Source organism: Duganella zoogloeoides, from assembly GCF_034479515.1.
GTDB lineage: Bacteria > Pseudomonadota > Gammaproteobacteria > Burkholderiales > Burkholderiaceae_D > Rugamonas > Rugamonas zoogloeoides.
Window position 1 is genome coordinate 3,621,304 of sequence record NZ_CP140152.1, and the last position, 14,310, is coordinate 3,635,613.

6 protein-coding genes are annotated in these 14,310 nt (G+C 66.7%); 5 read left to right on the forward strand and 1 reads right to left on the reverse strand.

The window, feature by feature from the left end; genetic code table 11:
* Positions 1 to 194 precede the first annotated feature (194 nt).
* The 5 genes from SR858_RS15925 to cphA all read left to right on the forward strand — a co-directional run bounded on the left by SR858_RS15925 (position 195) and on the right by cphA (position 11,861).
* A complete protein-coding gene (locus SR858_RS15925; RefSeq protein WP_040377373.1) occupies positions 195 to 4,592 on the forward strand; it encodes an Lhr family helicase in 4,398 nt (1,465 codons plus the stop codon).
* 75 nt (positions 4,593 to 4,667) lie between these two features.
* Positions 4,668 to 6,740, forward strand: coding sequence for an AsmA family protein (locus SR858_RS15930; protein WP_019919988.1), 2,073 nt, complete (start codon positions 4,668 to 4,670; stop codon positions 6,738 to 6,740).
* A 122-nt stretch (positions 6,741 to 6,862) separates the two neighbouring features.
* Positions 6,863 to 8,335, forward strand: a complete 1,473-nt coding sequence (locus SR858_RS15935; protein WP_026636939.1) for an iron-containing redox enzyme family protein — start codon at positions 6,863 to 6,865, stop codon at positions 8,333 to 8,335.
* Positions 8,336 to 8,367: 32 nt separating this feature from the next.
* Positions 8,368 to 9,186 carry a cyanophycinase gene (locus SR858_RS15940; RefSeq protein WP_019919990.1) on the forward strand — a complete coding sequence of 273 codons (819 nt, stop codon included), beginning with the start codon at positions 8,368 to 8,370 and terminating at the stop codon, positions 9,184 to 9,186.
* Positions 9,183 to 11,861 (forward strand): cyanophycin synthetase, encoded by a 2,679-nt coding sequence (gene cphA, locus SR858_RS15945; protein WP_019919991.1) that lies wholly within the window; start codon positions 9,183 to 9,185, stop codon positions 11,859 to 11,861. The genes SR858_RS15940 and cphA overlap by 4 nt, the downstream gene beginning before the upstream one ends.
* Here cphA and SR858_RS15950 read toward each other — a convergent pair whose 3' ends face one another.
* Positions 11,862 to 14,246: a glycoside hydrolase family 127 protein gene (locus SR858_RS15950; RefSeq protein WP_051120249.1), complete on the reverse strand. Its 2,385-nt coding sequence runs from the start codon at positions 14,244 to 14,246 to the stop codon at positions 11,862 to 11,864.
* Between the last annotated feature and the right edge of the window lie 64 nt (positions 14,247 to 14,310).

Genomic DNA, 14,310 nt, shown 5'->3' on the forward strand with positions numbered 1-14,310 from the left:
AGTGGTTGGAGATGAGCCACTGTAGCCCGCCATCTGCCGGTTGATAATCCAGTCAGGCTCGGCAACACCTTTGCGTAATTCGCAACGGTGCGCAACGATGGATACCTGAACTACAATCGTGCAGTGCATGTGATTTTTTCATGCGCGCTGAAAGCATCATTGAGTTCGCCCGTTTCGCCCCCATCTTCGTGCCCATGACCCGACCCGCCCTCCACGACTGGCAAGACTTCCACCCCGCCGTTGCCGCGTGGTTTGGCGCGACCTTCCCCGCCGCCACCGAGGCCCAGCGCCGCGCCTGGCCGCTGATCCAGGCTGGCCGCCCCACCCTGATCGCCGCGCCCACCGGCTCGGGCAAAACGCTCACCGCCTTCCTCGCTGCCATCGATGCGCTGGTGCGCGAGAGCGGCGCCGGCCCGCTGCCCGATGTCACACGGGTGCTGTACGTTTCGCCGCTGAAGGCGTTGTCGAACGATATCCGCGTGAACCTGCTCGCGCCGCTGGAGGGCATAACCGCGCAGTTGCAGGCGATGGGACTGCCGCCGCACGGCATCCGCAGCGCCGTGCGCACCGGCGACACCACCCAGGCCGAACGCAATGCCATGCGCCGCCGCGCGCCGCACATCCTGGTATCCACGCCCGAATCGCTGTACGTCCTGCTCGGTTCCGACAGCGGCCGCGCCATGCTGGCCGGCGTGCGCACGGTGATCGTCGATGAAATCCACGCGGTAGCCGGCAGCAAACGTGGCAGCCACCTGTCGCTGAGCCTGGAGCGGCTCGAGGCCTTGTGCGAGACGCCGCCGGTGCGCATCGGCCTGTCGGCCACGCAAAAACCCTTGTCCACCGTGGCGCATTTCCTGGCCGGTACCGGCGCGGATTGCGCGGTGGTGGACGTGGGCCACGTGCGTGCGCGCGACCTGGGGCTGGAACTGCCGCCGGTGCCGCTGGAAGCGGTAATGCCCAACGAAGTGTGGGAGCGCGTGTACGACAAGCTGGCGGAACTGACCGTCCTGCACCGCACCACGCTGGTGTTCGTCAATACGCGGCGCATGGCCGAGCGCATGGCACGCCACCTGGCCGACCGCCTGGGCGGCGAACACGTGGCCGCACACCACGGCAGCCTGGCCAAGGAATACCGGCTCGATGCCGAGCAGCGCCTCAAGCGCGGCGATTTGCGGGTGCTGGTCGCTACTGCCTCGCTGGAACTGGGCATCGACATCGGCGACGTGGACCTCGTTTGCCAGATCGGCTCTCCGCGCAGCATTGCCGCCTTCCTGCAGCGCGTGGGCCGCTCGGGCCACCACGTGGGCGGGCTGCCCAAGGGACGGCTGTTTCCCACGTCGCGCGACGACCTGGTGGAATGCGCGGCGCTGCTCGACTGCGTGCGCCGCGACGAACTCGATATCCTGCATGTGCCGGTGGCGCCGCTCGATGTGCTGGCTCAGCACATCGTGGCCGAAGTGGCCAGCCGCGAATGGCGCGAGGACGACCTGTTCGCCCTGATGCGTCAGGCCTGGCCCTACGCCCCCCTGGTCCGCGACCGTTTCGACGCCGTGCTGCGCATGCTCTCGGAAGGCTACACCACGCGCCAGGGCGTGCGCGGCGCCTACCTGCACAGAGATACCGTGAGCGGCACCGTGCGCGGACGGCGCGGCGGCAAGCTCACCGCCGTCACCTCGGGCGGCACCATTCCCGACAATGCGGATTATTCGGTGCTGCTCGAACCGCAGGGCATCTCGATCGGCACCGTGCACGAGGACTTCGCGGTCGAAAGTCTGGCCGGCGACGTTTTCCAGCTCGGGAACACGTCGTACCGCATCCAGCGCATCGACGCCGGCAAGGTGCGGGTGGAAGACGCCCACGGCGCCGCGCCCAACATCCCGTTCTGGATCGGCGAGGCGCCGGGCCGCAGCGATGAGCTGTCGTTCGGCGTGGCGCGCCTGCGCGGCGAGATCTGCCGGCTGCTGGGCCGTGCCGAGGGCGAGTCCGGCGCAGCCGCATTGGAACGCGCCATCGACTGGCTGCACGAACACCTGGGGCTGAACGACGACGCCGCGCGCCAGATCGTCGATTATCTGGCCCGCGCCCGCTCCGCCCTGGGCGCACTGCCCACCCATGACACGCTGGTGATGGAGCGCTTTTTCGACGAGTCGGGCGGCATGCAGCTGGTGCTCCATACGCCGTACGGCAGCCGCATCAACCGCGCCTGGGGCCTCGCCTTGCGCAAGCGCTTCTGCCGCAATTTCAATTTCGAATTGCAGGCCGCCGCCACCGAAGACGCCATCGTGCTGTCGCTGTCCGAGAGCCACAGCTTCCCGCTCGACGAGGTATGGCGCTACCTGCGCGCCGCCACCGCCGAGCAGGTCCTGGTGCAGGCGCTGCTCGACGCGCCGCTGTTCAACGTGCGGTGGCGCTGGAACGCCACCACCGCGCTGGCCCTGCCGCGTTACGCCGGTGGACGCAAGGTCGCGCCACAGCTGCAAAGAATGAAAAGCGACGACCTGCTCGCTGCCGTGTTCCCCGACCAGGCGGCGTGCCTGGAAAATATCGTCGGCGAACGCGAACTGCCGAGCCACCCGCTGGTGGACCAGACGCTGGACGACTGCCTGCACGAAGCGATGGACAGCGAAGGCTGGCTGGCCCTGCTGCGGCGCATGGAGGCGGGCGAGGTACGGCTGCTGGCCCGCGACCTGCCGGCGCCGTCGCCGCTGGCGATGGAAATCCTCAACGCCCGCCCTTACGCCTTTCTGGACGACGCGCCGCTGGAAGAGCGCCGCACCCAGGCAGTGCTCAACCGCCGCTGGACCGACCCCGCCTCCACCGACGACCTGGGCGCGCTGGACGCTGGCGCCATCGAGGCGGTGGCACAGGAAGCGTGGCCCGATGTACGGAGCAGCGACGAGATGCACGAGGCGCTGGTCGCCCTGGCCGCCATTACGCAGGACGAGGCCAGCGCCAACGCCGGCTGGGCCGGCTGGCTGCAAACGCTGGTGGCCGGCGGACGCGCCACGCTGCTGGCCGATGGCGACACGCAGCTGTGGGTGGCGCTCGAACGGCTGGCCTGCCTGCAAGCGGCGTATCCGCATGCCTTGGCCACGCCGCTACTGGCGCCGCCACCGGCCCACCTTGACGACGAAGCGTGGACCCGCGACAGCGCGCTGGTGGAACTGCTGCGCGCGCGCCAGGGCGGCTTCGGCCCGCAAACCATCGCCGCCATCGCCGCCCCGCTGGGTTTGCATGCATCGACAGCGACCATCGCGCTCACCCGGCTGGAGAGCGAAGGCTACGTCATGCGCGGCCGCTTCACGCCCGGTGCGGAGGACGAGGAATGGGTGGAACGCCACCTGCTGGCGCGCATCCACCGCTACACCATCAAGCGGCTGCGGCGCGAGATCGAGCCGGTCGAGCGCCAGGACTTCATGCGCTTCCTGTTCGACTGGCAGCACCTGTCCGAGGGGAACCAGCTCAGTGGTCAGGACGCGCTGGCGCAGATCCTGGCGCAGCTCGAAGGCTACGAGGCGGCGGCAGGCGGCTGGGAAAGCGACCTGCTGGCCTTGCGCGTGGACGACTATTCGAACACCTGGCTCGACGACCTGTGCCGCGCCGGCAAGATCGTCTGGACCCGCGTGGGCGCCCCAGCTTCCGCCGCCGGCGGCCCGGTGCGCGGCACGCCGCTGGTGCTGCTGCCCCGCCGTCAACTGGCGCTGTGGCACGCGCTGCCGGCGGTGGCCGGCGAGATCACCGTATCGGCCCGCGCTGCGCGGGTGCTGGCTGCGCTGCGCAGCGAAGGCGCGATGTTCTTCGACGAACTGGCGCGCGACGCCCGCCTGCTCGGTGCGGAGCTGGAAACCGCGCTGGGCGAACTGGTGGCCACGGGCCTGGTCAATGCCGACAGCTATGCCGGCCTGCGCGCCATGCTGGCGCCGGCAGCCAGGCGCAACGCGCTCGATAAGCGCCGCCGGCGCGGCATGGTGGGCGCCGGGCCGGCGATGGAAGAAGCCGGCCGCTGGGCGCTGGTGCGCCGCACCGACGGCGTCACCATCGTCGAACGGCCCAGCGAGATAGCCGCCGCCGGCGATCCCGTGTCAGCCATCGCCGCGAAAAAGCCGGCGCCGCCGGCGCGCCGGCCACGCACCGATCCCGACACGCTCGAGCACATCGCCATGACCTTGTTGCGCCGTTACGGCGTGATGTTCTGGCGCCTGCTCGAGCGCGAGGCGTCGTGGATGCCGGCCTGGCGCGAACTGCTGCCCGTCTATCACCGGCTCGAAGCACGCGGCGACATCCGTGGCGGGCGCTTCGTGGCCGGACTGTCGGGGGAACAGTTCGCGCTGCCCGAAGCGATTCCGCTGCTGCGCGACATGCGGCGCCGTCCGCACGATGGCGCCTACGTGTGCCTGTCCGGCATCGATCCGCTCAACCTGTGCGGCACCCTGCTCCCCGGCGACAAGGTGCCGGCGCTGGCCGGCAACCGCATCCTGTTCCGCGACGGCCTGCCGGTGGCCATGCAAACCGGCAGCAAGCTGCGCTACATTGGCAACCCGGAACCGGTCGAACGCGAGCTGCTGCGCGCGCACCTGCTGACCAATAGTTAGCCTTGCGGCAACCAACCTTGCGCGTATGTGGTGAAGCGCACATTAATGGGGCGTTGCCAGGCCTACCATGAGGCCATGACAAAATCACGCCCACTCAATATTTTCCTTGCGATCGTCGGCTTCCTCGTGCTGCTGCTGGTGGCGGTCGTCATCTTCATCCTGACGTTCGACTGGAATCGCGCCAAGCCCTACATCAACAACAAGGTGTCGGAAAGTATCGGACGCGAGTTCGCCATCAAGGGCGATCTCAGCGTGCGCTTCAAGTGGAAGGAACCGAACGAAACCGGCTGGCGCCACTACGTGCCCAGGCCGCAGATCAACGCTGCCGACGTCCACATCGCCAACCCGGAATGGACCAAGGCCGGGCCGCAGCTGGTCAGCGTGGGCAACGTGGCGGCCGGCATCCACTTGCTGCCGCTGCTGCACAAGGAGGCGCACATCTCCGACCTGGCCGTGGAAAGACTGGCCGTGGCAGCAGAACGCCGCGCCGATGGCACCAATACCTGGACCTTCAAGGACAACGGCCCTTCCGAGTGGGAGGTCAATATCGACCGCGTGCAGCTGAGCGAGGGTACGGCGCGCTATATCGACCGTGGCATCGATCTCGATGTCAACGCCAAGGCGGAAACCTTGTCTGGTGACGAAGCGAAGATTTACGGCCTGCGCTTCATCCTGGGCGGCACCTACCGCGACGCCAAGATCGTCGGCGGCGGCAAGACCGGCAACGTACTTTCGCTGCAGCAGGACCACCTGAAGTTTCCGATCCAGGCCAATGCTGCCGCCGGCAAGAACAAGCTGGCCCTGGAAGGCGTGATCACCGATCCGCGTTCGCTGGCCGGCATCGACCTCAATATGTCGCTGGCCGGCGCCTCGATGGCCGACCTGTACACGATCACCGGCGTGCTGCTGCCGGCCACGCCGCCGTATGCCACCCGTGGCCGCCTGGTCGGCAAGAAAGCCGGCGCGGACTGGAACTGGGCCTATCGCAATTTCACCGGCACCGTGGGCGGCAGCGACCTCGAGGGCACGCTCGAATACAGCGTGCGCAAACCGCGGCCACTACTGACCGGCGCCGTGCAGTCGAAACAGCTGCGCCTTGAAGACCTGGGCCCTACCATCGGCGCCGACTCCAACGAAGACAAGGCGGCGCGCGGCCAGAAAAAAGTCCAGCCAAATGGCAAGGCCCTGCCGGTCGAGCAGTTCAACACCGAGAAATGGGACGCGCTCGATGCCGACGTCAAGTTCACCGGTAAAAAACTGGTACGCACGGCCGACATTCCATTTACCGACGTGGAAACCCACATCCGCATGAAGGACAAGGTGCTCACCCTCACGCCGCTCAACTTCGGCATGGCCGGCGGCACCGTCACATCCAACATCCGCCTCGATGGCCGCAACAACACCATCGATGCCCAGATGCGGGCGGCCGCGCGCCACCTGAAAATCAAGCAGCTGTTTCCCAAGCTGGAATCGATGCAGGCCAGCGTGGGTGAAGTCAACGCCGACGTGGCGCTCGCTGGCAAGGGCAATTCGGTATCGACCATGCTGGCCACGTCCGACGGTGAACTGGGCGCCACTGTCAGCGACGGCACGGTCAGCAAATTCATCCTCGAAGCGGCGGGCCTGAACGTGGCCAACCTGGTGTTCGTCAAACTGTTCGGCGACAAGCAGGTGGAGCTCAACTGCGGCGCCGGCGACTTCGTGGTGGAACGCGGCAATGCGCAAATCCGCCGCTTCGTGGTCGATACCGACGAAGCCGTGATCAATGTCACGGGTTCGGTCAACCTGGCCACCGAGCAGCTGGACCTCGACGTCAAGCCGCAGACCAAGGGCGCCCGCATCATCACGCTGCGCACGCCGCTGTACGCCAAGGGCACCTTTACCGACCCGAAAGTGGGACCGCATGTCGGCCCACTGGCGTTGAAAGGTGGCGCGGCCGTGGCACTGGCGTCCGTGGTCAATCCGCTGGCTGCGCTGCTGCCTTTGATTAACGTCAGCAAGGTGGAACCGGTCAATTGCGCTGCGGCGCTGGCCGACGCTACCCGCACCCGCAACCTGGCGCAATCGCCGTCCGCAACGCGTAACGTGCAGGCCAAGAAGCCGGTGCCCGATGCGCAGAATGTCACGCCGGTTCCCAGCAAAAAGTAAGTACTGATCCCCTGAGGCAATACGTGTAATCATCGTCTTACACAGCCTCAGGGGGAGCACCGATATCACGCCTTCCCCCCGCCCGGGATAATGCATCAAATAAACCAGTTTCCGGGCCTCCCATGCAAACCTCCCTCGCGCCATTGTTGTCTTCAGCGCCTTCGGCGTCCTCCACGCCATCGGCGAAAGAACTTTATTTTTTGCTTGAGCACGGCGCATTGACCGAGCACCGCGATACTGCCCGCGGCTATCTCGACCGCCAGCTGCAAGCGGCGCGCGCGCTGCAAGACGACGTGCCGGCCGACGTCACCGAGATGGGCGAGTGGATGCGCGCGCGCAGCGTGGCCGTCGGCCAGCAGTACCGCGACTATCTCGACGCCCGGCGCAGCGGCGCCCCGCGCCGCTACTTCGCCAGCAAATCCCACGCGATGTACTTCATCAAGGCGGTCGCACCAACCAAGTTGGTCGATGGCGCCTGGCTGTTTGCCTTGCTCGATCGCTGGGAAGACGCCGATTTCCGTCCACTGATTCAAACATACCTGGAAGAACTGGGCGACGGCATCGCCGAAAAAAACCACGTGGTCCTGTACAAGAAGCTGCTGGCCGGCCTCGAATGCGACCAGTGGCGCGGCCTCGACGACGACAAGTTCGTGCAGGGCGCGATCCAGCTGGCGCTGGCGGCGGACGCCGAACACTACCTGCCCGAAATCGTCGGCTACAACCTCGGTTACGAACAGCTGCCGCTGCACCTGTTGATCACGTCGTACGAACTCAACGAGCTGGGCATCGACCCCTATTACTTCACCCTGCACATCACGGTGGACAATGCGGGCACCGGCCACGCCCACAAGGCGCTGCAAGGCGTGCAGCAGTTGATGGCCAACGCCGCCGACCCGGCCGACTTCCAGCGCCGCATGCTCGACGGCTATCGCCTCAACGACCTGGGCGCGTGCACCACGTCGGTCATCAGCGAATTCGACCTGGAAGCGGAACTGGTGCAGATCATGCAGGAGAAAAGCGTGGTCGGCCAGAACATGCACTCCGATTACTGCCGCGTGGCGGGCCGCAGCATCAACGACTGGCTGGCCGAGCCCACGCAAATCCCGCACATGCTGCTGGAACTGGAAAACGCCGGCTGGATCAAGCGCGGCGAACCGGCCGAGAACAGCCGCTTCTGGAAACTGATCCAGAGCGAGCGCGCCGAGATGTTCGGAGTGTTCAGCGGCTATGAACAGCAGATTTTGCGCGACTGGATCGCCACGCCACGCACAGCGACAGCGCAAGCACCTGCCACGGGCGCGCGCGTGATCAGCTTCCGCGCCCGCCAGCGCGCCATGGAAACGCTGGGTGGCGGCGCGGTCACGCGCCCCAATGCCAACAAGCCGCGCGGCGTGATCCGCCACCATCCGGCGCGCGAAGCGGACCTCGATGCCGGCGATGGCGGCTCGGAACTGCGCCGCCTGGAACAGCGCCTGGCCGCCGCCGGCAGCAAGCCTGCGGCGATGACCATGCTGATCGACCTGATGTCGCCGGCACGCCACCACAGCGCCTCCGGCCTGATGGCCACCCGCATCTTCCGCCAACTGCTGGCGTGAGGATGGATACAAGCGTGAGTACAGGCCACCTGATGATCATAGGCGGAGGCGAAGACCGCACCGATGACAAGAATGTATTGACCCGCTTCGTCGAAATAGCCGGCGGCGCCGGACGCCGTCTCGTCGTCATCACCACCGCCAGCCGCGTACCTGACAAGGTATGGGAGATGTACGACACGGCGTTCGCCGACCTGGGCGTCGCCGCCCGCAAGCACCTGCATCTCGACTCGCGCGCCGATGCCAACAACCCCGCACTGGTCGCGGAAATCGAACAGGCCGACGGCATCTTCATGACCGGCGGCGACCAGAAGCGCCTGATGGCCATCATCGGCGGCACGCTGGCCGACGAGGCCATGCACCGCGCGTTGATCGAACGCGGCGCGGTGATTGCCGGCACCAGCGCTGGCGCGTCGGCCATGTCCAACCACATGCTTGCCGACGGCAAGACCGATCTGCATCCCGAAAAGGGCGCGGTGCACCTGGGTGCGGGCCTGGGGCTGGTCAACCGCGTGGTGATCGACCAGCATTTCTCGCAGCGCCACCGGCTCGCGCGGCTGCTCACCATCGTTGCCGCCAATCCGCACTTGCTCGGCATCGGCATCGATGAAGATACGGCGCTGATCGTCACGCCGGGTTCCGGTATCGAGGTGATCGGCGATGGCGCCGTCACCATTGCCGACGGCCGCGACACCATCACCAACATCGCCGACCTGCCGCAGCACGGTTGTCCGGAATTGATCGACGTCCGGCTGCACCTGCTGCCTTCCGGTTCGCGCTACAAGACTATCGAAGCCCCGGCGCCGCTCGCACATTTTATGCATATCGTCACCCATAGGAACACCCTGTCATGAACATCATCGAACAACGCGTGCTGCGTGGCCCCAATCTCTACAGCAGCGCGCGGTGCCTGCTCACCGTGATCGACCTGGCCGACTTGCAGGGCGTGAGCACCAGCGCCCTGCCCAACTTTAGCGCCGCGCTGCTGGAACTGATCCCCACCCTTGGCCAACATTATTCACCGCCCGGCAAGCCGGGCGGTTTCGTGCAGCGCCTGCAACAAGGCACCTACATGGCGCGCGTGGTCGAACACGTGGCGCTGGAACTGCAAACCCTGGCCGGCGCGCCGGTGGGATTCGGCCGTTCGACGCCGATCGCAGGACAACCGGGCCGCTACCGCGTCGTCTGCGGCTACCAGTTCGAGCAGGTGGCGCAGGAAGCCTTCGCCCTCGCGCTGGAGCTGGTGTCCGCGCTGGCCCGCGACCAGCCATTCGACCTGGAAGAACCGCTGGCCGAACTACGCGACCACGCCGAGCGCCGCGCTATCGGCACCAGCACCGCCGCCGTCATCGACGCTGCCACCCGGCGCGGTATTCCGAGCCTGCGCCTGACCGAAGAAGCCAACCTGTTCCAGCTGGGATGGGGCTCGCGCCAGAAGCGGCTGCAGGCCACCGTCACCGGCAATACGTCGCTGGTGGCGGCGAACATCGCCAGCGACAAGCAGCTGACCAAGACCCTGCTGGCCGAAGCCGGCGTGCCGGTACCGCGCGGGCGCCTGGTCACCGACGTGGAGCAGGCCCAGCGCGCAGCGCGCCGTATCGGTGTGCCGGTCACCATCAAGCCGCTCGACGCCAACCAGGGCAAGGGCGTGACCACCGTGTGCGTCACCGCGGACCAGATCGAAACCGCGTTCGAACACGCGCGCGGCTACAGCCGCCGCGTAATCGTGGAAAAATACCTCGAAGGTCACGACTACCGCGTGCTGGTCACCGGCGGCAAGGTGGCAGCCGCCTCGCGCCGCCGCCCGCCGGAAGTGACCGGCGACGGCGTCCGCACCATCGCCGAACTGGTGGCGCACGAAAACCTCAACCCGGCGCGCGGCGACGGCCATACCAATATTCTGACCAAAATGCGGCTCGACCAGATCGCCGAAGATTTGGTGAAAAAGCAAGGCTACACCTTCGACAGCGTACCGCCGGCGGGCATCGTGGTCGCCCTGCGCGGCAACGCCAACCTGTCCACCGGCGGCACGGCCGAGGATGCGACCGACCTGCTGCATCCGTCCACGCGCGAGATCTGCATCCGCGCCGCGCGCACCATCGGGCTCGATATCGCCGGCATCGACATCATCTGCCGCAACATCGGCGTGCCGCTCGATGAGCAGGATGGCGGCATCATCGAAGTGAACGCCGCGCCCGGCATCCGCATGCACCAGTACCCGAGCAGCGGCCAGCCGCGCGACGCCGGCGACGCCATCGTGGAAGCCATGTACGGCAAGGGGAATGGCCGCATCCCGGTCGTTGCCGTCACCGGCACCAATGGCAAGACCACCACCACCCTGCTGCTCGGTCATGCCGCACGCGTGGCCAGGCTGGGCACCGGCCTGACCACCACCGAAGGTGTGTTCATCAACGGCGTGCGCGTCGATCAGGGCGACTGCTCCGGCTACTGGTCGGCGCGCAAGGTGCTCACGTCCACGGAAGTGGACTTCGCGGTGCTGGAAACGGCGCGCGGCGGCATCCTCAAGCGCGGCCTGGCATTCGACCGCTGCGACGTGGGCGTGGTATTGAATGTGAGCGCCGACCACCTGGGCATGGACGGCGTGGAAACGCTGGACGATCTGGCTGAAGTCAAAGCCGTGGTGGCGCGCACCGCCAGCCGCGCGGTGGTGCTCAATGCGGAAGACCCGTATTGCGTGCGCATGGCGTCGCAGGTGGAGGAAGGCGTGGAAGTACTGTACTTCTCGCTCGATCCCGAACATCCGGTGCTGCTCACCCACCTGCAACAAGGTGGCCGCGCCACCTGGCTGCAGGGCGGCGTGCTGATGATCGGTCACGGCAGCCGCCACGAGGCGCTGGTCAGCACGGCGGCCATGCCGATGTCGGTGCAGGGCCACGCCATGTTCAACATCGCCAACGCGCTGGCGGCCACTGCGGCACTGATCGCCAGCGATTTCACGCTGCCCAGGATCGCCGAGGCGTTGACCACATTCGTGTCGGACAGCCATAACAACCCGCTGCGCGCGAATATCTACAGCATCGGCAAGGGCACGCTGGTGATCGATTACGCCCACAACCCGGCCGCCTACCGCGCGCTGGGCAAGATGGCCCGTTCATTGGCCGCGACTGGAACAGGCACCGCTGGCAAGGTGATCGGCGTGGTGACCGCCCCCGGCGACCGTCGCGACGCCGACCTGCGCGACATAGGCCGCAGCTGCGCGATCGACTTCAACGAACTGATCGTCTATCAGTCCAACCGGCGCGGCCGTGCAGATGGCCAGACCGGAGCCCTGATCGTGGAAGGCATCCGCCAGCAACTGAGCGGCGACGGCACGGCCGTGCAAATCGACGACGTGCAGCAGGCGCTGGCAGTGGCGATCGCCAAGTGCCAGCCGGGCGATGTGCTGGTGTTTTCGTCGCCCTCGACGCCGCACGTGCTGGTCGAAGCGCTGCGCCCGTTTTACCCGGAAAACGCCGCCATCATCGCGGCCGATCTGCAACCGGTACACAGCGAGTGCAACGACGCCTGATCACTCGGCCCGATACAGACGCACGCCGAACACCGGGCCGGCCGTGTGGCCCGGTTCCGGCTCGAAGCGCACGGTGATCGCCTGCTTGCCCTTCGTGAGGACTGGCGGCACCGGGTAGTCTTCATCGAAAAACACGCCGGCATGGCTGGCATCGAGCCTCACCCGCGCCACGCGCACGCCATCGACCAGGATATGAAAGTCGCGGTTGCGTTCCTCGCCCCAATAGCTGGCCTGCAGCACCAGCGGGCCGTCGCCGCACTTGAGGCGGAAGCTGAAATAGCCGCCGGTGCGGGCGTCGCGCCCCATGCGGCCGCGGTATGACACCGGGTATGAGATCTCCGATTGCAGGTCGTGGTCGCGCTCCGGCTGCATTTCGCCCAGGTGCATCACGTCCACCGACCGCGCCGCCAGCGCCTTCAATCTGGCCTCTTCCTTGCGGAATGCTGCTTCAGAGTCAGCCCACTGCGGTTCCGTGTAGGCGTTGAAGTACACGGCCGCACGGCGCTCGTACTGCGAAAAGAACGGCCTGAATGTCATGTCGCCGGGCCGGCCGCTGCCCACGCTACGGTAGGTGGCGCTCTTGCTGTCCACCGGCTTGAAGGCACCGAGAATGTCGGCGCCCACCAGCGCTGGCGCCAGGCCGTCGAACGGCTGCTCCGACGGCCCCAGGTCCGCTGCCAGCACCATCGGCCCGCGCAACAGCGCTTGCACCTGCCCGTTGCCGGCCGCCGCTTCCAGGCGCAATTCGAGTGGCAGCGACAGCCGCACCTTGTCTCCCGCTTTCCAGCGCCGACGCAGCAGCAAATAGCCATGGCCGCGCGCGGCATGGTACGGTTTGCCGTTGACCAGCAGCGTGTGGTTGGCGGCCCATGCCGGCAGGCGCAGCGCCAGCGTGGTGGCGCGCGGCGCGGCGATGCGCTCGATCGCGATGTCGATGTCGCCTTCGTACGGGTAGCGCGTGGTCATCTGGAGGGTGGCCGCCGCCTGGCGCCAGTGCACCCTGGACGGGATGTACAGGTTGACGAACAGGGTGTCGCCGTTTTCCCAGTAGATGGAGTCGCCGTGCTTGGCGTGGCTCTCCATGCCGGACAGCACGCAGCACCAGAAGTCGTTTTCCTCGCTTGAATATTCGCGCGCCACGCCGGACATCAATGGCGTCATGTACGTGAACATGCCGGTGCGCGGATTCTGGTGCGCCAGGATGTGATTGAGGTGGGTGCGCTCGTAGTAATCGAAGTAGGCGGCGTGCGGCGCCCAGCCAAACAGCTGGCGCGTCATCTTGAGCATGTTGTAGCTGCAGCAGGCCTCGCAGGTCTGTTCGGTGATGTGGGCGGCGATGGTGTCGGGCGCGGAAAAATATTCGCGGTCGCCGTGGCCGCCGATCACGTAGCTGTGGTGCTGCGTTACGCGCTGCCAGAAAAAGCGCGTGGTTTCGGCGTAGCCGGGATTCGGATCGACCTCGTGCAGGCGCGCAAGGCCCAGCAGCTTGGGGATCTGGGTGTTGGCGTGCAGGTTGGCCAGTTCGTCGCGTCCGCGCGCCAGCGGTTCCAGCGCCTTCCTGTGATACAGCCGGTGGGCCAGCGCCAGCCAGCGGCGGTCGTGCGTACGCGCATACAGTTCGGCAAAACTCTCGTTGATGCCGCCGTGTTCGCAGGCCAGCACCTGCTGCAACTGGTCGTCGTCGAGCGCGGCGCAGACGGTAGCGAGGTAGCCGGCCAGCCCGATGGCGACTTGCAGGGCCTGCGTGTTGCCGGTGTAAGTGTGGGCGTCGAACAGGCCGGCGAACACCTTGTGCCAGTTATACAGCGGCACCCAGCAGCCATTGAGATCGAACCCCGCCGAGCGGATCTCGCCGCGCATGATCTCGGGGAAGATCTCCTTGCCATCGACCACGGTGCCGTCCTTGCGCTTGCGCATGAAGCCGCCGATATAGCCGTCGCCCTGCGCCTGCTGCACGCGCGCCAGTTCGGCCACGATGTAATCGATGCGCGGCTTGAATGCCGCATCCCCGGTCTGCGCATGCATCAGCGCCAGCGCGGACAGGTAGTGGCCCAGCCCTTCACCGGCGATGGTGTCCGACTCCCAGCCGCCGTAGATGGCGCCCTTGACCGGCAGACCGGCGAACTTGTGATAGTTGTGCAGGAAGCGGTCGGCGCTCAAGCGCAGCAGGTAAGCCTGGTTGGCGAGCACCGCGTCCGCATACACCGATGGCAGCAACCGCACCGCCGACAGCGGCACGGCGCGCGCCGAACCGGGAATCGCGGCCGATGGCTCACCTGTACTTGCCGCCCGTGCGACGGTTTTGGCGCCCCACCCGGCCAGTCCGAGGCTGGCAGCGCCCTTCAATAACAGGCGGCGGTGGCGAAACGGAACGGGTACGTGCATGGCTGGTCCTCGAACAGGGAATCAGCCCGTAATTTACCGCGCCGCCTGCGCTCTCGTCTTGCAT